The sequence below is a fragment of the Methylocaldum sp. MU1018 genome (assembly GCF_053646775.1).
Window position 1 is genome coordinate 3,828,237 of sequence record NZ_CM132195.1, and the last position, 18,494, is coordinate 3,846,730.

At 60.8% G+C, this 18,494-nt stretch carries 15 protein-coding genes; 12 read left to right on the top strand and 3 right to left on the bottom strand.

Translation table 11 applies throughout. The features are described 5' to 3' along the window. Nucleotides 1-153: 153 nt before the first annotated feature. Both ACWJKU_RS17585 and ACWJKU_RS17590 read right to left on the bottom strand, forming a co-directional pair. Nucleotides 154-672, bottom strand: a complete 519-nt coding sequence (locus ACWJKU_RS17585) for a hypothetical protein (protein WP_454144396.1) — start codon at nucleotides 670-672, stop codon at nucleotides 154-156. 463 nt (nucleotides 673-1,135) lie between these two features. Continuing rightward, nucleotides 1,136-2,344, bottom strand: coding sequence for an OmpA family protein (locus ACWJKU_RS17590; RefSeq protein ID WP_454144398.1), 1,209 nt, complete (start codon nucleotides 2,342-2,344; stop codon nucleotides 1,136-1,138). 579 nt (nucleotides 2,345-2,923) lie between these two features. Here ACWJKU_RS17590 and ACWJKU_RS17595 point away from each other — a divergent pair. The 8 genes from ACWJKU_RS17595 to proB all read left to right on the top strand — a co-directional run bounded on the left by ACWJKU_RS17595 (nucleotide 2,924) and on the right by proB (nucleotide 11,218). After that, a complete protein-coding gene (locus ACWJKU_RS17595) occupies nucleotides 2,924-4,207 on the top strand; it encodes a formylmethanofuran dehydrogenase subunit B (RefSeq protein WP_454144400.1) in 1,284 nt (427 codons plus the stop codon). 505 nt (nucleotides 4,208-4,712) lie between these two features. Further along, nucleotides 4,713-6,383 carry a formylmethanofuran dehydrogenase subunit A gene (locus ACWJKU_RS17600; RefSeq protein ID WP_454144402.1) on the top strand — a complete coding sequence of 557 codons (1,671 nt, stop codon included), beginning with the start codon at nucleotides 4,713-4,715 and terminating at the stop codon, nucleotides 6,381-6,383. Between the two features lie 171 nt (nucleotides 6,384-6,554). Then, entirely contained in the window at nucleotides 6,555-7,451 is an 897-nt protein-coding gene (fhcD, locus tag ACWJKU_RS17605) for a formylmethanofuran--tetrahydromethanopterin N-formyltransferase (protein ID WP_454144404.1), read from the top strand. After that, the gene (locus ACWJKU_RS17610) at nucleotides 7,448-8,260 is read left to right on the top strand and encodes a formylmethanofuran dehydrogenase subunit C (RefSeq protein WP_454144406.1); all 813 of its coding nucleotides are present in this window, start codon (nucleotides 7,448-7,450) and stop codon (nucleotides 8,258-8,260) included. Before fhcD ends, ACWJKU_RS17610 begins: the two co-directional genes overlap by 4 nt. A 138-nt stretch (nucleotides 8,261-8,398) precedes the next feature. After that, nucleotides 8,399-8,710: a 50S ribosomal protein L21 gene (gene rplU, locus ACWJKU_RS17615; protein ID WP_454144408.1), complete on the top strand. Its 312-nt coding sequence runs from the start codon at nucleotides 8,399-8,401 to the stop codon at nucleotides 8,708-8,710. 20 nt (nucleotides 8,711-8,730) lie between these two features. Next, nucleotides 8,731-8,994 (top strand): 50S ribosomal protein L27, encoded by a 264-nt coding sequence (rpmA, locus tag ACWJKU_RS17620; RefSeq protein ID WP_454144410.1) that lies wholly within the window; start codon nucleotides 8,731-8,733, stop codon nucleotides 8,992-8,994. An 81-nt stretch (nucleotides 8,995-9,075) separates the two neighbouring features. Then, complete coding sequence (gene cgtA / locus ACWJKU_RS17625) at nucleotides 9,076-10,110, top strand: Obg family GTPase CgtA (protein ID WP_454144412.1); 1,035 nt, start codon at nucleotides 9,076-9,078, stop codon at nucleotides 10,108-10,110. Continuing rightward, the gene (gene proB / locus ACWJKU_RS17630; protein WP_454144414.1) at nucleotides 10,094-11,218 is read left to right on the top strand and encodes a glutamate 5-kinase; all 1,125 of its coding nucleotides are present in this window, start codon (nucleotides 10,094-10,096) and stop codon (nucleotides 11,216-11,218) included. The genes cgtA and proB overlap by 17 nt, the downstream gene beginning before the upstream one ends. A 42-nt stretch (nucleotides 11,219-11,260) precedes the next feature. On the opposite strand, the gene rpsT is transcribed toward proB, so the two are convergent. Continuing rightward, a complete protein-coding gene (rpsT, locus tag ACWJKU_RS17635; protein WP_454144416.1) occupies nucleotides 11,261-11,539 on the bottom strand; it encodes a 30S ribosomal protein S20 in 279 nt (92 codons plus the stop codon). A 237-nt stretch (nucleotides 11,540-11,776) separates the two neighbouring features. On the opposite strand from rpsT, the gene murJ reads away from it, so the two are divergent. From murJ to lspA, 4 genes are read left to right on the top strand one after another with little or no spacing between them, the layout of a single operon-like run. Then, nucleotides 11,777-13,318, top strand: a complete 1,542-nt coding sequence (gene murJ / locus ACWJKU_RS17640; RefSeq protein WP_454148184.1) for a murein biosynthesis integral membrane protein MurJ — start codon at nucleotides 11,777-11,779, stop codon at nucleotides 13,316-13,318. A 17-nt stretch (nucleotides 13,319-13,335) separates the two neighbouring features. Then, nucleotides 13,336-14,292, top strand: a complete 957-nt coding sequence (gene ribF / locus ACWJKU_RS17645) for a bifunctional riboflavin kinase/FAD synthetase (RefSeq protein ID WP_454144418.1) — start codon at nucleotides 13,336-13,338, stop codon at nucleotides 14,290-14,292. Beyond that, the gene (gene ileS, locus ACWJKU_RS17650) at nucleotides 14,289-17,108 is read left to right on the top strand and encodes an isoleucine--tRNA ligase (protein WP_454144420.1); all 2,820 of its coding nucleotides are present in this window, start codon (nucleotides 14,289-14,291) and stop codon (nucleotides 17,106-17,108) included. Before ribF ends, ileS begins: the two co-directional genes overlap by 4 nt. Before the next feature lie 5 nt (nucleotides 17,109-17,113). Further along, nucleotides 17,114-17,593, top strand: coding sequence for a signal peptidase II (gene lspA / locus ACWJKU_RS17655; RefSeq protein ID WP_454144422.1), 480 nt, complete (start codon nucleotides 17,114-17,116; stop codon nucleotides 17,591-17,593). Nucleotides 17,594-18,494 lie beyond the last annotated feature (901 nt).

The window sequence follows — 18,494 nt, forward strand, 5'->3', positions numbered from 1 at the left end:
ATTGCATGGCTTCCGGTTTGTCGACCGTGGAACCGGCGAAATCCGGCCATCGGCCTAGGCGATGCGGGATTCCGAGATATGGCCGTATACATTCGATTCCCGCAACGGCAAGCGCGCCGAGACGATTCAAAATCAACGACGGCTGACGAAACATTAGCGATCTGTCGGCACCAAGGGGAGAGAGGAACCGATCTCTGCGTCTCCGGCTCCCTGCAAGACGCCTTCCACCTGCAGAAACCGTGCGGCGATGGTCTTCGATGTCGCTTTTGCGATTTTGCCGTAGTACTTCTCGAGCAGAGCGGTCCGGGCCTTGCGATAGTCGAGGGAACGTTTGACGAGCCCGTCGATCTTGGATTCGCTCATGTCGTCCAAGCTGTCCGCATAATCCTCGATCACGGCCAAGCGCTTGTTGTTCAGCTTCATCAAGTCGGCTTCATATTGGTGGTACAGACTCCAAAACTTTTTGCCTTGTTCCTCGCTCAGATTCATCGACTGCTTGATGAAATCCCGCCGCTCCATGCGGATGCTGGCGCGAAGCGGGTCGAGGTCGAGATTGTCTTGCTCGACATTTTCGGCGGCTGCAGCCGTTTCTTCGCCCAGCACCACGTCACTCATCATCGGCAGACTGACCGCGACAGCCGCGAAGGCGAATGGCAACAGTTTGTTTTTCATGCATGATTCCTATCGTAGGTGGTCGTGAAATTTTCATCGCTTATCCCGGACACCCGGTAAAGTCCTGGTGTTCATACCGGCTTTCCGCATATCGAAGCTACCGTTCATCCGTTGTCCATCGTGCGCGGAGCTCGTTGAGTTCGGGGTCGCTCGGCACGCGCATCACGGCGGCTTCGACCGCCGTCCTGGCCTCGCGAATGCGCCCGGCGCCGTGCAGAGCCACGGCTCAAACAGAACGGAAACGGGCGTCGCCCGGCGACCAGCCGGGGATTCTGTCTCGCTCTGAGCAAAGAATCGAGAGATAAGAGCATTTTCTGATGTGGCGTGGCGCCCGCGGCTGCTACGCGTCTTCTTGACTTCGTTCGGGCACCTCCGGGCATTGCAAGCCCGGCAGCGGAAGCTCTCGCGATCGGCGCGAAACCGGCCGGGGCGCGCGGAGCCGCCGCTCCAGAACCGTTTTCCTTTACTTGAGCACCCTGATCTCCACGCGGCGATTCAGCGCCATGCCCTCGGCCGAGTCGTTGTCGGCGATCGGGTTGCTTTCGCCGAAGCCTCGCGCGGTGAGCCCTCCCTCTGCGATCCCGTGGCGGACGAAATACTCGCGAACCGCGTCGGCGCGGCGCTGCGACAATCTCAGATTGTGCGCCTCGGAAGCCCGGTTGTCGGTATGACCGTCCACGGCCACGATCAACCCAGGATTTTCTTGGAGCACCCTGACTGCATCGTCGAGTTCGGGATAACTGACCGGCTTGATGACGGCTTTGTCGGTGTCGAACAGGACATCGATGAGAACCCAGCAGCCCTTTGCGTTCACCTTGGCGCCCTTGGGGCTGTTCGGGCACTGATCGTCGCAGTCGTTGACGCCGTCGCCGTCGGAATCCCGGATCGAGCAATCGTCGCGGGCGGCAGGTTGGAGGAACACTTTCGTCACAAAATCGGCAACGCCGGCGCTGGAAACGACGTCACCGACCTCCGCGGCGGTCCCGCAGCCGGCAATATCCGGCAGAAAACTCATCAGCGCCCGGCCCGGCTCTTCGGGATTGCCCACCCAGACCGTATACAGACAAAGCCGATCGCCGAACTGTCGTTTCAACTGCCGGACCGCTTTTCCGGGGCCGCCGGAGGCTTGTTTGCCGTCGCTCAGCAAAATGACCGCGATCTTTCCCTGCGCGGTTTGCAAATCTTCGGCGGCCGCACCCAGTCCACGTCCCATCGGCGAGCCTCCGCTAGCGCATTCGAGCCTGTCCAGGGCGCCCTGGAAAGCCGATGGAGAATAGGGCGCCATCGGAGCGTTCAATTCCGTGAAACCCCATTCCAAACAAGGGCCGAAGCCGAAGGTTCGAAGGCCGGAGTTGAGCTTGAGGTCCGGAATGGTCTTGTTCATCCGGCTGAGGAACTCCTTCTCGACGCTGAACTTGTCCGCCGAGGGCGTCTCCGGAAAACCTGGACCAAGATAGGTGTCGTCCATGGAAGACGAAGCGTCCGTGATGACGAGGAAGCTGTCGATTTTCTGCGTGTACTCGCCGGACTTGATCTTGCCGTTGAGATCTTCGGGCGTGAATGGCTGAAAACCGGACACCGGCTGGCCGGCACAGCCCGACAGGGCAAGCAGGACCAGCGGGACCAGCGTTCCGGGAAAATTGAGCGGGGTTCTTTTTTGTGGGTCGTTCATGGCTTTGTCCTTCTATATTTTTATTCGCTATTGTTCAGATCCGGGCGGCCGTGTCCGCCGAATAGGAGCCAGAAGATGCCGATGGCTTCGGCAAGACAATATCTTACGAGTGATGCAGCGATTTCCCTAATTAAGGGTTTCGGCCAAACGCCCGGCCTGAAACAGGCCCGGCACACTCATTTCCGGGATGATGACGATGTTCGATTTTTTACCCGATGCCCCAGAAGCGGTTTGCACTTCCGGCTTCTGTGGCTCGGCGCAAGACGGAGCCGAGCACGGGAGGGTCGGCGCGGCTCCGGAGCCCGTGCTCCGCACCGCCATTCGTTCCGAGTATGTAGGGGCGACTCGAGTCGCCCCTCCCTCCGCATTGAAAACGCTCCGAAGCTGCCCATCTCCCGGTTGCAGCCGCCGCCGGAAATGCGAGACTGGTCGGCGGCACACCCGCCCCGAAGTTGAAAGTTGCGGTCGAAAACCCTATTCTTGCGCGATTCCGCGGCGCCCATGCGCCTTCTTGCATGCGGGCCTCCGCCTCTTTTGCGGCTTCGCCACCAGACGTTTATACCTCCTGAGGGAAATGGCATGACCGAAAGCACCCAAACCCGCGTTTTCGAAAACGTTCCCAGCCCATTTTGCGGCATCGCCTCGGACGATCTGAAAATCGAAGTCGATGCCCGGCGGGTCAGCATCCTCGAAAACGGAGACGCCGTAACGATTCCCGGCTTCGAGCAACCGATCGCCGACACCGCCCCGCGCATCGCCGGAACCCCGGCCACCCTGGATCAGGCCGTCGCGCGCGCCGCAGAAATATTGAAAAACGCGCGCCTTCCTGTATTCAGCGGCTTCGGCTCCGACGTCAACGAAACTCGCGCGGCGCTGTCCCTGATCGACCGTTGCCGGGGCGTGTTCGATCAAATGCGCGCCGAAGGCGGTTTGCGCAACCTTCTGGTGCTGGCGGATTCCGGCTGGATGGCGACGACCCTGGGCGAGCTCAAGAACCGGGCGGAGGTTCTGGTTTCGTTCGGCACCGATATCGAGCTCGATTTTCCGCGCTTCTTCGAACGTTTCATCTGGAACCCGGATGCCCTTTTCAACGGCGATACCGGCAAGCGCGAAATCATCTTCATCGGCCGCGCGCCGAGCGGTCGGGCGGCTACCGCCCCCGACGGCCGTCCGCCGAAGGTCATCCCCTGCGCTCAAGAGAGCCTGCCGGACGTGGCCGCGGCGCTTTCCGCCCTGGCCAAGGGCGCAAAATTACAGGCGGAACGAGTCGCCGGCATTGCCGTCGCGGAACTGCAATCGGTCGTGGACCGGTTGCGCCAGGCCAATTACAGCGTAGTGACCTGGGCCGCGGGACAACTGGCGTTTCCCGACGCCGAGCTGACCGTGCAGCAGTTGTGCCAGATGGTAGCCACGCTGAACCAAGAGACCCGCACCGCCGTTTTGCCGCTGGGCGGCCAGGACGGCGACCGCACCGCGAGCCAAGTATGCGCCTGGATCAGCGGTTATCCCACGCGCGTCAGCTATGCCCGCGGCTACCCCGAATACGACCCTTACCACAACGGTGCGGCCCGGCTCCTAGCGAACGGCGAAGCGGACGCCCTGTTCTGGGTATCGAGCCTGAGCCTGACGCCGCCGCCGGCGAGCCCTGCGCCCACGGTCGTCATCGGCCGCTCGGGAATGCGTTTCGACTCGGAACCGGACGTATTCATTCCGGTGGGCGTGCCAGGCATCGATTTTGCCGGCCACGCGTACCGTTGCGACAATGTCGTCACCCTGCCGCTGTATCGAATCCGCGAATCCGGTTTATTCGAGGCATCCGAGGTATTGCGGGGAATCGAGCGAGCGCTCGGCGCAAGCGGCTAGCCGACCGGCGATTTTCGTCCCGGCCAACCGCTATATGGCGGGCCGGTCAGACGGACGCCGCCTTTTGCATGCGCTCCGATGCCGTCGAGTTGAAAAGTTAAACGGGGTTGCTTATTCTTCCAGGCTATACCGAGCCTGCGGAAGAGGCCTTGCATCGCATGAACTCAACGCTCTCCGCCCCATCCCGGAATCCGAAGACCATGCGCTTTCGCCGACCGACGCGGGAAAGTGCGCCCATCGACCGAAAAGTGGCGGATGGCTTTTATGACGACGAAAGCGCGATCGACCTTCTGCGGTCAGAGATGGCTCCACAAAGACCAATGACATCAGTTCAATGCCAGTACCGTCTTTTCGTCCCGCCCATCGATCTTCAGCGTCGCCGCCTGACGACCGCGCCGGCAAAACCGATCCGCCGAGGCGCGACCGCCCGGATCGGGTCGGATTCCGGCACTAACCGGGCCAGCGGCATCAGCTTGCGGCATTAACCCACAGGAGAGCTTCTTTCATGCTGATCAAACTCACGGGCGGCACCGTCTATGATCCCGCACACAACATCAACGGCCAGGTGCTGGACATTTACATCCGCGACGGACGGATCGCGACCGGCTCCGATGTCCGCGGCACGCCCCCCGATCAGGAATACGATTGTCGCGGCAAAGTGATCATGGCCGGCGCCATCGACATGCACACGCATATCGGCGGAGGGAAGGTCACGATCGCCCGCAATCTTCTGCCGGAAGACCATCGCGGCGATCCGTCGCCCCGCTCCGGGTTGAAGCGCGCCGGCTGCGGCCGTGCCGCTCCGTCCACGCTGACCACCGGCTACCGTTATGCGGAAATGGGTTATACCGCCGGATTCGAACCGGCCGTACTGCCCATCAACGCCCGCCAGGCCCACATGGAAATGGCCGACGTGCCGCTGATCGACGTAGGCGGCTACGCCATGCTCGGCAGCGACGATTTCTTTCTGCGCCTTCTTTCGTCCGGTGCCGACCCGGAAGTCATCAACGACTACGTGGCCTGGACCCTGCATTCGAGCCAGTGCATCGGCATCAAAGTGGTCAATCCCGGCGGCATCAGCGCATTCAAATTCAACCAGCGCAAGCTGGACCTGGACGAGCAGCACAGCCATTACGGCGTCACGCCTCGCCAGATTCTGCAAAGCCTCGCGCGGGCGGTGCACGAACTCGGCGTGCCCCATCCGCTGCACGTACACGGCTGCAACCTGGGCGTGCCGGGCAACCTGGAGACCACGCTAAACACGATCACCGGCATCGAAGGCTTGCCGATGCATCTGACCCATATTCAGTTCCACAGCTACGGCACCGAGGGCGACCGCAAGTTTTCCTCGGGCGCGGCCCGGATCGCCGAGGCCGTCAACAAGCATCCCAACATCACGGTGGATGTGGGACAAATCCTGTTCGGCCAAACCGTCACCGCCTCGGGCGACTCCATGCGCCAGTTCGCCAATACCCATCACGCCCACCCGAACAAATGGGTGTGCATGGACATCGAGTGCGACGCCGGCTGCGGCGTGGTGCCGTTCAAGTATCGCGACCAGAACTTCGTCAACGCCTTGCAATGGTGCATCGGTCTCGAAATCTTCCTGCTGACGGAAGATCCCTGGCGCATTTTCCTCACCACCGACCACCCCAATGGTGCGCCGTTCACCACTTATCCGCATTTGATCCGGCTGCTGATGGACAAGAGCTTCCGTAACGACATGCTCTCGACCGTCAACCCCGACGCCGCCGCGCTGAGCACGCTCGGCGCCATCGACCGCGAGTACAGCCTGTACGAGATCGCGATCATGACCCGCGCCGGCGCCGCCCGGCTCCTGGGCCTAAGCGACCGCGGCCATTTAGGGGCGGGCGCCGCCGCGGACATTACGGTATACACCGAACAGGACGACAAAGAGGCGATGTTTGCCAGACCGGACTACGTATTCAAGGACGGCGAACTGGTGGTGCGCAACGGCGAAGTCGTCAAAGTGGTGTGGGGCAACGTGCACACGGTCAAGCCGGAGTTCGACCGTCCCGGCATCGAAGGACGGCTGCGGGACTATTTCGACCGCTACCACACCATGAAAATGGACAACTTCATCATCCGCGACTGGGAGATCGAAAACGACGGACGCAGCAAGATTCTCGTTCATCCCTGCCAGGGACGCGCTTAGCGAGAAAGGGCGCAGGACTCTTCGCTCGAGCGAGGAACGAAATGCCCGAATCGCGCGCGAAGGCGCCGCCGTGCGCGATTCGAGAAGCCTGGAGCATCATCGCCTTTATCGCCATGCCCCGGATCGAACCCCATATCCCACACATAAAACAAACAAGCCGTGAGGAATTGCATGAACATTAACGGCGTGCAGATCGACGCGACTTTCGCCGAAGCCTTTCCGATGAGGGCCACGCGGGTCATCATCACCGCCCAAAATCTGAAATGGGCCTATCATGCGGCCCAGGCCATGACGGGCTTCGCCACCTCGGTCATCGCCTGCGGCTGCGAAGCCGGCATCGAGCGCGAGCTCGATCCGGGCGAAACGCCGGACGGGCGGCCCGGCATTTCCGCACTGATTTTCGCCATGGGCGGCAAAACCCTGGCCAAGCAGGTGGAAACCCGCGCCGGCCAGTGCGTGCTGACTTCCCCGACCTCGGCACTGTTCGCCGGCATTCACGAAGGCGAAAAAATTCCGCTGGGCAAGAACCTCCGCTTCTTCGGCGACGGATTCCAGATCGCCAAGCGCATCGGCGGCAAGCGCTATTGGCGCGTTCCGGTGATGGACGGCGAATTCCTCTGCGAAGACACCACCTGCACCATCAAGGCGGTGGGCGGCGGCAACTTTCTGATCCTGGCGGAAAGCCAGCCTCAAGCCCTGGCGGCGTGCGAGGCCGCCATCGAAGCGATGAAGAAGATTCCGAACGTGATCATGCCCTTCCCCGGCGGCGTGGTGCGCTCCGGCTCCAAGGTCGGCTCCAAATACAAAGCCTTGTCCGCGTCGACCAACGATGCGTTCTGCCCCACGCTCAAAGGCCAGACCAGGACGGATCTGAGCCCGGAAATCGAATCAGTCATGGAAATCGTCATCGACGGATTGACCGACGAAGACATCAAGAAGGCCATGCGGGTCGGCATCGAGGCGGCTTGCAGCCTGGGCGCCGAAAACGGCATTCGCCGCATCAGCGCGGGCAATTACGGCGGCAAACTGGGTCCTTTCCTTTTCCATCTCCAGGAGATCATGGCATGACGGCGCTTACCTTCACCCTGAAGGCCGAACCCAAGCAGCGGATCGACGTGTCCCCGCTGACGCCGGATCGGCTCGCCGACAGACCACTGAGCGAAATCGGCGCTGAATTATTGCAATGCGGCAACCGGCAGCTCCGCGCCGATGAGCTGTTTTTCATCGAAGGACAGAATTCCGACTGCCTGATGTTCCGCGGCAGCCGGAAACTCGACTTTATCGGCAAGGGCATGAGCCGCGGCGAAATCCGCGTCGAGGGCGATGCCGGCAGCTATCTCGGCATGCACATCAAGGGCGGACGCATCGTCGTAAACGGCAGCGTCGACGCTTACGCCGCCTGCGAGATGAAAAACGGCGAAATCCTGATTCGCGGCAACGCCGGCGATTTTCTCGGCGCCTGTCTTCCCGGCAACAAGAAAGGCATGGCCGGGGGCGTCGTCATCGTCAAGGGAAACGCCGGCGACCGCGTCGGCGACCATTTGCGGCGCGGCGCCATTCTGATCGAGGGCGATGCCGGGTGTTATCTCGGCTCCCGCATGACGGCCGGCACCATTGCCGTTCTCGGCACAGTCGGGGATCACCTCGGCTATGCCATGAACCGCGGCACCGTGCTGCTCGCCCGGGCGCCCGCCTCCATCCCTGCCACCTTCAACGATTGCGGCACCCATACGCTGGGCTTCATACCGCTGCTATTGAAAGGCTTTCAAGGACTGGAAACCCGCTTTGCCGAGATGTCCGACACGCTGAAGCGAGTGCGACGCTATGCCGGAGACATGTGCGGGCTCGGCAAGGGCGAAATACTCATAGCCCTGTGAGAGCGCGCCATGCCACGCACATCGTCCGCCGACGGGTCTTGGATACGCCGCCCGGAAATTCAGTCGGTTGACGGATTCAGGCATACACGGTTATCATTCCGCGTTTAAAAGAATTTTTCTGCGTTGGAGCCAACAAAAATGTACGCGGTTATACAAACAGGCGGCAAGCAATATCGGGTGAAACAGGGCGACGTCGTCAAGGTCGAAACCCTGAGCGCCGAAGCCGGCCAGCAAATCGAGTTCGACAAGGTATTGATGGTTCAAACGGATTCCGGCCTGAAAGTAGGCAAACCTTTCATCGATGGCGGCAAAGTAACCGCAACCATCAAGGCTCATGGCCGGCACCCGAAAATCAAAATCGTCAAGTTCCGCCGGCGCAAGCATTACATGAAACAGGCGGGCCACCGGCAGAATTATACGGAAATCCAGATCACCGGCATTACTGCCTAATCGAATAAAGAGGAATCACGATGGCGCACAAGAAAGCAGGCGGCAGTTCGCGCAACGGCCGCGATTCGGAATCCAAACGACTCGGCGTGAAACGCTTCGGCGGTCAATTCGTACAGGCGGGCAGCATTATCGTGCGGCAGCGCGGCACCAAATTCCACGCCGGCGAGAACGTAGGTTGCGGAAGAGACTATACGCTTTTCGCATTGACCGACGGACAGGTTCAGTTCAAAGTGAAAGGCCCGCTCAACCGCAAATACGTCAGCATCGTTCAAAGCGAAGCCTAAGGACCTGGACGGCCGGTCGGCCGTCCACCCACTTAAAACAGGAAGAAGCCTCGTCCGTGACGGGGCTTTTTTGTCATCACCATGAAATTTGTTGACGAAGCGGAAATTCGAGCGGAAGCAGGCGACGGCGGCAACGGCTGCGTCAGCTTCCGGCGCGAAAAATATGTTCCTTTCGGCGGACCCGACGGCGGCGACGGCGGCGACGGCGGCAGCGTTTATCTGGTCGCCTCCGCCAATCTCAACACGCTGGTCGATTTCCGTTTTCACTCGCGATTTCGCGCCGGGCGGGGCGAGAACGGATCGGGCGGAAACTGCACCGGTCATTCGGGCGCCGACTGTATCATCCACGTCCCTACCGGCACCGAAGTGTTCGACGCCGAAACCGGCGAAAAGCTGGGCGACTTGGTCGAGGAAGGGGAAAAATTATTGGTGGCCCAAGGCGGTTTTCACGGTCTCGGCAATACCCGCTTCAAAAGCAGCGTCAATCGTGCGCCGCGCAAGGCCACCCACGGAACGCCGGGCGAGCAGCGCACGCTGCGCCTGGAACTGAAGCTCATCGCGGACGTCGGCTTGCTGGGCATGCCCAACGCCGGAAAATCCAGCCTGATCCGCAGCGTGTCCGCCGCGCGGCCCAAGGTCGCGGACTATCCCTTCACGACGCTTTACCCGAACCTGGGCGTGGTGCGCGTCGACGATCAACGCAGCTTCGTCATGGCCGACATCCCCGGACTCATCGAAGGCGCGTCGCACGGCGCGGGCCTCGGTGTGCAGTTTTTGAAACATCTCTCCCGCACCAAGCTGCTGCTGCACGTGGTGGACGTCGAACCCTACGAAAGCCTGGAAGATCCCGTTACGGCGGCCCGAAAAGTCGTTGCCGAGCTGCAACAATGGAATCAAGGCATCGACCAAAAGCCGCGCTGGCTGGTTCTGAACAAGATAGACCGGCTTGCCGACGATGCCGCTCAACAGCGCTGCCTGGAAATCATCGAAGGACTCGAATGGACCGGCCCGGTCTTCAAGATCTCCGCCATCCGCCGCGACGGGCTCAAAGATTTGATCCACCGAATCATGGAGTTCCTGGAACAGGACCAAACCGAAGATGCAGAATCGGACTGAATTCACTCGCGCCCGCCGCGTCATCATCAAGATCGGCAGCGCCCTGCTGACCGGTGGCGGCCGCGGACTGGACATGCCCGCAATCCGCGACTGGGTCGCCCAGATCGCCGGCTTGCGTCGCGGAAACGTCGAAATTCTTCTGGTCTCTTCAGGCTCGGTCGCCGAAGGCATGTGCCGACTGGGCTGGAAGACCCGGCCGCACGCCTTGCATGAACTACAGGCCGCCGCCTCCGTAGGCCAGATGGGGTTGATTCAGACTTACGAATCCCTCTTTCAGCAGCACAACCTGCACACCGCGCAGATTCTGCTGACCCACGACGACCTGTCGGACCGCCAGCGCTACCTCAACGCCCGAAGCACCCTACTCACCCTGCTCGAACTGGGCGTGGTGCCGGTTATCAACGAAAACGATACCGTGGCGAACGAGGAAATCCGCTTCGGAGACAACGACACGCTCGCCGCCTTGGTGGCGAATCTCCTGGAAGCGGACCTTTTGATCATTTTGACCGACCAAAAGGGACTCTACGAACGGGATCCGACGCTAGACCCCAGCGCCCGACTGGTTCACCAGGCCAGCATCAACGACGCGCGACTCAGCGAGATGGTGGGCGAAAGCCGCAGCGGACTCGGGCGGGGCGGCATGATTACGAAACTGCGCGCGGCCCGACTGGCATCCCGCTCCGGAACGGCAACGGTCATCGCTTGCGGTCGAGAGCAAAACGTCCTGGCGCGGGTCGTCCGAGGCGAAGAACTGGGCACTTTCCTGATTCCGGACGTGTCACCCATGCTCGCCCGCAAACGCTGGCTGGCCGGACAACTGAAACTGAAAGGCAGACTGTATTTGGACGAAGGCGCCGCACGCGTCTTGAGAGAAGACGGCAAAAGCCTTCTGCCCATCGGCATAACCGCCGTAGACGGCGATTTCCGAAGAGGCGACCTGGTCACTTGCGTGGATATGGCGGGAAACGAAGTGGCGCGCGGATTGGTGAATTACGGTGCCGACGAGGCGCGGATCATCATGCGCCAGCCCAGCTCGAAGATCGAAAGCCTGCTCGGATACGTCGACGAACCCGAACTGATTCACCGCGACAATCTGGTACTGGCTTGAGAGAGGCGGGCAGGCCGCCCGCCCCATCTTTCCGCCGGGAGCCTAAGCGGATGCGCTCAGAGCCAGCGCTTTGACTCGGGCGTTGAGACGGCTCTTGCTGCGGGCGGCCTTGTTCTTGTGAATCAAGCCCTTGTTGACCGAAGAGTCGATAACGGGGACCGCAGCGCGGAATGCAGCCTGAGCTTGCTCCAAGTTGCCGGACTCCACCGCGAGAATGACCTTCTTCATGAAGGTCCGCAAACGGCTGCGCTGAGCCGCGTTGTGGGCGCGATGCTTTTCCGATTGTTTGGCGCGTTTTTTTGCTGAAGCAATGTTAGCCAAGGTGAAAACCTCTAGTCCAATTCGTTGGAAGCGAATTTGGTATTTTCGTCACAAGTAGCTCGAGAGTCAATAGCCCGGCCTCAGTTCCAATCATCGGGCAGGCGTTTTTGCCGGATAAAGTTCGTTTTCCGTGGATCCATGCGGAATTCAGCGGCAGTGCCTTGACTGCTTAAATTCCTTATACTACGGCCTTTTATTCCACGAAAGCACGGGTTTTAGGCTCTGAGCAAGCATCTACTGAAATCCACGGCGGCCGTCGGCGGAATGACTTTCGTCTCCCGCCTCATGGGGTTCGCTCGAGACGTCGTCATCGCCCGCTATTTCGGTGCCGATCCCGGCACCGACGCTTTCTTCGTCGCCTTCAGAATCCCCAACTTCCTGCGCCGCCTCTTTGCCGAAGGCTCTTTCTCGCAGGCTTTCGTGCCGGTGCTGTCGGACTATAAAGAGCGTCACGATCGAACGCGGCTCAGACAGTTTTTGGATCGCACCGCCGGCAGCCTGTCGGCGGCCCTGTTGCTCATCACCTTTGTCGGGATTATCGCCGCACCGGTCTTGATCATGCTGTTCGCGCCCGGTTTCCATCGAAACACGGCGCAATTCGAACTCAGCGTAACGATGCTGCGCATCACCTTTCCGTATCTTTTCTTCATTTCGCTCACGGCATTCGCCGGGGGCATTCTGAACACCTGGGGACGCTTCGCCATACCGGCCTTCACGCCGGTCTTTCTGAATCTTTTGATGATCGCCGCGGCGATCTGGCTCGCCCCTCACCTGTCCGCCCCGATTACCGCCCTGGCCTGGGGCGTGCTGGTCGCCGGCTTGGTGCAGCTCGCCTTTCAAGTGCCGGCGCTCTTTCGGGCGGGCTTGCTGCCGAGACCCCGCCTCGGGTTTCACGACCCCGGCGTTCGCCGCATCATCAAACTGATAGGGCCCGCGATTTTCGGAGTTTCGGTGACCCAAGTGAATCTCCTGGTCGACACGCTGATCGCCTCGTTCTTGGTCTCCGGCAGCGTATCCTGGCTTTACTATTCCGATCGCCTGGTGGAATTCCCTTTGGGCATTTTCGGCGTCGCCATCGGCACCGTAATGCTGCCTCACTTGTCGAAAAATCATGCGAGCCGTGACCGGGACGGATTCTCCCGTTCGCTGGACTGGGCCCTGCGCTGGGTGGTTCTGATCGGTTTGCCGGCGACCTTGGGACTTGCGCTCCTCGCCGAACCGATGATTTCCACCCTGTTTCAATACGATCGGTTTTCCTCGCACGATGCCGAAATGGCCAGCCGGAGCCTGATGACTTACTCCATCGGATTGATAGGCTTCATCGCGATCAAGGTGCTGGTTCCGGGCTTCAGCTCGAGACAGGATCTCCGCACGCCGGTCAGGTACGGTTTTTACGCCGTCATCGCCAACCTCGCGCTGAATCTGGCTCTGATTTTTCAACTGGCCCCGATCGGCTGGGGCCATGCGGGTCTCGCGCTGGCAACCGCGCTCGCGGCCTTCTTCAATGCCGGGCTACTCCTGGGCAAGCTTTTAAAAGAGCGGGTTTACGTACCGGAACCGGGCTGGCCGATCTTTTTCCTGCGCGTGGCCTTCGCCAGCGCCGTCATGACCCCGATCCTGATCTATGCGGCGAATGCTCATCCGTGGCAGACCTGGCCGCTGACCGACCGGATTTCGCATCTCGCGCTGTGGATTCTGCTGGGCCTCGCGGCTTATGTGTCGTGCCTCACCCTGACCGGCCTCCGCCCCAGGCACATGCTGGTTCCGGAAGGCACCTGAGCACCGAGGACCGTCGCATGCGTTTGATTCAAAATTTTGCCGATCTCGAGCTTCCCGAAGGAGGTTGCGTCGCCACCATCGGCAACTTCGACGGCGTCCATATCGGCCACCGCCAGGTGATCGAGCGGCTGGCGGAAGCGGGACGCAGACTGGATTTGCCGGTCGTGGTCGTGCTGTTCGAACCGCAGCCGCGGGAATATTTTTTTCCGGACGAAGCGCCGGCCCGGCTGACCCGGCTCCGCGAAAAACTGACCCGCCTGGAGGAACTGCCGGTGGATCGGGTGCTGCTGCTGCGTTTCAACCGGCACCTCGCCATGTTGCCGGCGGAAAGCTTCATCCGGAACATCCTGCTCGAAGGACTGCGCATCAAGTATCTGGTGGTCGGAGACGATTTCAGGTTCGGCCGGAACCGGCTCGGCAACTTCGCCTTGCTGCAACGGGCCGGGCGAGAATTCGGCTTCGAAGTGGTCGACACGCCGTCGGTATTGGTGGACGGACGGCGCGTCAGCAGCACGCTGATCCGCGAAGTGCTCGCGAAAGGCGATTTGGCCGAAGCGAAACGGCTCCTGGGGCGTCCGTATTCGGTCTGCGGTCGTGTCGTTCATGGCGCGAAGCGCGGCCGAACGCTCGGCTTTCCCACGGCCAACATATTGATGCGCCGGAAAAACGCTCCTGTCCAGGGCGTGTTTGCCGTTACAATGTCCGGAATCGGCGAACATCCGCTGCCGGGGGTTGCGAACTTAGGCATACGGCCGACCGTCGCGGGCGGGCGTACGGTGCTCCTGGAAACCTACTTGCTGGATTTCTCCGGAGACCTCTACGAAAAACAGGTGGAAATCGTTTTTCATCATAAGCTCCGGGACGAAAAGCGCTTCAACGGCTTAGCCGAACTGCAGGCCCAAATCGAACGGGACGTCATGGCGGCAAGACGCTATTTCGCCGTTTCAAATTCAACATCACCCTCTGCATCATGAGCACGGATTACAAATCGACACTGAATCTACCCAGCACCGACTTTCCCATGAAGGCCAACCTGCCGCAGCGCGAGCCCGAACGGCTCGAGCGTTGGCGCAGCCTGGATCTTTACCGGAAGATTCGGGAGACATTCCGTGGACGACCGAAGTTCATTCTTCACGACGGACCGCCCTACGCCAACGGCGAAATCCACATCGGCCACGCCGTAAACAAAGTGTTGAAGGACATCATCGTCAAGAGCAAGGGGTTCAGCGGTTTCGATGCGCCCTACGTGCCGGGCTGGGATTGCCACGGCCTGCCCATCGAATTGATGGTGGAGAAAAAGATCGGCAAGGCCGGCGCGCAGGTTAGCGCGTCCGATTTCCGCAAGGCGTGCCGAACCTATGCGGCCGAGCAAGTGGACATCCAGCGCCGCGAGTTCATCCGCCTCGGCGTTTTCGGCGATTGGGAAGATCCTTACCTGACCATGAATTACCGCTTCGAGGCCGGCATCCTGCGCGCCTTGGGCCGCATCTCCGCGCACGGCCATCTGGTGAAAGGAGCCAAGCCGGTGCACTGGTGCATCGATTGCGGCTCGGCCCTCGCCGAAGCCGAGGTCGAATACGAGAACAAGCGCTCGATCGCCATCGACGTGCGGTTCAGGGTTCTCGACGAAACTGCGCTGATCCAGCGCTGTCATTCGGTACCGGGACATCCGGGCGAAGGCCCGGTGTCGGTCGTCATCTGGACGACGACCCCCTGGACCCTGCCGGCCAACCAGGGCGTGGCGCTCAATCCGGATCTCGATTATGCCGTGGTGCAGTGCCGGGAACCGGCGGAAAGATTGATCGTGGCCGAAGCCCTGATGAAAGACGTCATGCTGCGTTGCGGCGTCGACGATTACCGCGTCGTGGCGTATGGCAAGGGCTCCGATCTCGAGGGCTTGATGCTGCAACATCCGTTCTACCCGCGCAAAGCGCCGATCGTTCTCGGCGAGCACGTGACGCTCGACGCCGGCACCGGCGCGGTGCACACGGCGCCCGGTCACGGCCAGGAAGACTATGTCGTCGGTCAGCGCTACGGGCTGCCGGTCGACAATCCGGTGGCGGACGACGGCAAATTCCTGCCGAGCACGCCGCTGTTCGCCGGCGAGCACGTGATGAACGCCAACGGCCATGTGGTCGAGGTGCTCAAGGAACGCGGCGCGCTGCTGCACGAAGCGAGGATCGAGCACAGCTATCCGCATTGTTGGCGGCACAAGACGCCGGTCATCTTCAGAGCGACGCCGCAGTGGTTCATCGCCATGGACAAGAACGATCTTCGCCGCCGCGCCCTGGAAGAAATCCGTAAAGTGGAATGGATACCCGATTGGGGACAGGCGCGGATCGAAGGCATGGTCGCCAACCGGCCCGACTGGTGCGTCTCCCGGCAGCGCAACTGGGGCGTGCCGATCGCCTTGTTCGTCCACCGCGAGACCGGTACTCTGCATCCCCGCACCGAAGAGCTGATCGAAGCGGTTGCGCAAAGAGTCGAGGAGCGGGGTATCGATGCCTGGTTCGATCTCGACCCTACCGAATTGCTCGGCGAAGAAGCGGTGCAGTACCAGAAGATCAACGACACCCTGGATGTCTGGTTCGATTCCGGCGTCAGCCACTTTTGCGTGCTGGATCGGCGGGAAGACCTGCACTCCCCGGCCGATCTGTACCTCGAAGGCTCGGACCAGCACCGCGGCTGGTTCCAGTCGTCCCTGCTCGCCTCGGTGGCGATCCGCGACGCTGCGCCGTACCGGCAGGTGCTGACCCACGGCTTCACCGTGGACGCGGAAGGCAAGAAAATGTCCAAGTCCAGGGGCAACGTCGTGGCTCCGCAGAAAGTGATGCAGAACCTCGGGGCGGATATCCTGAGACTCTGGGTCGCGGCCACCGACTACCGGGCCGAGATGAGCGTCTCCGACGAGATTCTGAAGCGGACGGCCGACGTCTACCGGCGCCTGCGCAATACCGCCCGCTATCTGCTCGCCAACATGAACGGCTTCGAGCCGAAGCAGCATTCGGTCGAACGCGAAAAGATGCTGGCGCTCGACCGCTGGGCGGTGGACCGGGCTTTCCGTCTCCAGCAGGAAATCGTCGAGGCGTACGAAAGTTACCAATTCAACCTGGTCTACCAGAAAGTCCACAACTTCTGCTCCATCGACCTCGGCAGCTTCTATCTCGACGTGCTGAAAGACCGCCAGTACACCTGCCGGGAAGACAGCCTGCCGCGGCGATCCGCACAAACCGCGATGTACCACATCGCCGAGGCCTTGACCCGCTGGCTGGCGCCCATCCTGAGCTTCACGGCGGACGAGATCTGGCGCCATCTGCCCGGCAAACGGAGCGAATCGGTGTTTCTGGAAACCTGGTACGAAGGCTTGTTCCCGCTGGACGAATCTTCCCCGTTCGACCGCGATTTCTGGGATTTCCTGCTCAAGATCCGCGAGACGGTGAGCAAGGAGCTCGAGGTGCTGCGCGTGCGCGGCGAGATCGGCTCGTCCCTGGATGCCGAAGTCGAACTTTATTGCAGCCAGCCGGTTCTCGAACGGCTTGCGACTATCGGGAGCGATCTTCGATTCCTGTTCATCACGTCGTACGCGAATCTGAGGCAGGATGGCGCCGGCGATGCGCTCCCGACGGGCATCGAGGGACTGGAATTGAAAGTTAGGGCGTCGGACAAACCGAAATGCATACGCTGCTGGCATCACCGCGAGGATGTCGGCGCGCATGCCGATCACCCCGAGCTTTGCGGCCGCTGCGTCGAGAACGTCGCGGGGCCGGGCGAGATCCGCCTTTACGCCTGATGCCCATGCTGAAGTGGCTTTGGCTTTCCGCGTTGGTCGTCGGCCTGGACCAACTCACCAAGCAACTGGTCGATCGCTCGATGCAACTGTACGAATCGATCGGCCTGCTGCCGTTTTTCCAGCTCACTTACTTACGCAATCAGGGCGCCGCGTTCAGCTTCCTGAGCCAGGCCGGAGGATGGCAGCGCTGGTTCTTCATCGGCCTGGCGGTCATCGCCAGCGGCGCGATCTGCTACTGGCTGAAACGGCTCGGCAAGGACCAGCGCTGGGAAGCCGCGGCCTGGGCGCTGATTCTGGGCGGCGCGCTGGGCAACCTCATCGACCGCATCCTTTACGGATACGTCATCGATTTTTTCGACGTGTTTTATGAGGAATGGCACTGGCCGGCCTTCAACGTGGCCGACTCGGCGATCACCGTGGGCGTCGCGATGCTGCTGATAGATTCCGTCAGACCGCGACGCCTGACGGAGGATAGCCGGAGCTAGAGCTTCATCAGGCGTCGCCGGCGAGCGAAATTATGCAATTTAGAGCCTATCCCAGTAGGCCGTTCGCCCTGAGCCTGTCGAAGGGTTTCTTGAGCCTACTGGGATAGGCTCTTATTCGTCAATTCAAGCATGACAAAATGCTAGGATCGCATCCGCGCCATTTCAGGATTCCATCGTTTGAAGGTGCGCTCCAGCCCGCCCTCTGAGGAGAGGGCGAGTTCCGTGCATCGACCGCACCAGCGGAAGTCCCGATACCAAGAGCCAAAATACTGAAGGTTCGGGAATTGGATCTGAGGGCCGTGTCGCTAGAGGTTCGAGATTTATTCCAAGGTGGCCCCTCATAGACGACGAGGTGGCCCAAGAGAAAAGGAATAAGTTAGAGTCCCCATACTCCTGAAATAAGTGCAGGGATACACCATCGCTCCAATCGCCAAGTCCGGGCCGCCCCAACAGGCCCACGTACGCGGTAATTCCCCCCGTGCTGGTCCAGAGCAGTACCTCGCTTGATACCACATCATTCTGGGTAAATTCCAGATTCCCCACCGAAAGGGTGAAATTGGTAACGGGGCTGTACTCGTTTGTAGCCTCGTCCCGGTCGAACACGAAACTTCCCATTACCCGCATCCCCGGACTGATACCGGGAACAGCAGCATCGACGAAGTACAAGTCCGCGTCGTAGTGTAGCCTGGTAATCAACATGGCTTGGGCGTCCGATACAGCGCCGATCGACAGATAAAGGCTGATCAGGATTGCGCTCGGTGAAAACGCCCATCGTTGCCGTAATTTCATCGAAGCTCTCCTTATTGATGCCGGTGTGAAGACGATCGCGAAGTATTGGCCAAGCGCCGACTCAAAAAATCATGGCTAAGTCAAGGAAACACGATCGCACACAATTGCGGAG

What these genes read in the sequence shown, in the direction of transcription:
- ACWJKU_RS17585 (WP_454144396.1), bottom strand. Translation starts at nt 672, where the DNA reads ATGAAAAACAAACTGTTGCCATTCGCCTTCGCGGCTGTCGCGGTCAGT.
- ACWJKU_RS17590 (WP_454144398.1), bottom strand. Translation starts at nt 2,344, where the DNA reads ATGAACGACCCACAAAAAAGAACCCCGCTCAATTTTCCCGGAACGCTG.
- ACWJKU_RS17595 (WP_454144400.1), top strand. Translation starts at nt 2,924, where the DNA reads ATGACCGAAAGCACCCAAACCCGCGTTTTCGAAAACGTTCCCAGCCCA.
- ACWJKU_RS17600 (WP_454144402.1), top strand. Translation starts at nt 4,713, where the DNA reads ATGCTGATCAAACTCACGGGCGGCACCGTCTATGATCCCGCACACAAC.
- fhcD (WP_454144404.1), top strand. Translation starts at nt 6,555, where the DNA reads ATGAACATTAACGGCGTGCAGATCGACGCGACTTTCGCCGAAGCCTTT.
- ACWJKU_RS17610 (WP_454144406.1), top strand. Translation starts at nt 7,448, where the DNA reads ATGACGGCGCTTACCTTCACCCTGAAGGCCGAACCCAAGCAGCGGATC.
- rplU (WP_454144408.1), top strand. Translation starts at nt 8,399, where the DNA reads ATGTACGCGGTTATACAAACAGGCGGCAAGCAATATCGGGTGAAACAG.
- rpmA (WP_454144410.1), top strand. Translation starts at nt 8,731, where the DNA reads ATGGCGCACAAGAAAGCAGGCGGCAGTTCGCGCAACGGCCGCGATTCG.
- cgtA (WP_454144412.1), top strand. Translation starts at nt 9,076, where the DNA reads ATGAAATTTGTTGACGAAGCGGAAATTCGAGCGGAAGCAGGCGACGGC.
- proB (WP_454144414.1), top strand. Translation starts at nt 10,094, where the DNA reads ATGCAGAATCGGACTGAATTCACTCGCGCCCGCCGCGTCATCATCAAG.
- ribF (WP_454144418.1), top strand. Translation starts at nt 13,336, where the DNA reads ATGCGTTTGATTCAAAATTTTGCCGATCTCGAGCTTCCCGAAGGAGGT.
- ileS (WP_454144420.1), top strand. Translation starts at nt 14,289, where the DNA reads ATGAGCACGGATTACAAATCGACACTGAATCTACCCAGCACCGACTTT.
- lspA (WP_454144422.1), top strand. Translation starts at nt 17,114, where the DNA reads ATGCTGAAGTGGCTTTGGCTTTCCGCGTTGGTCGTCGGCCTGGACCAA.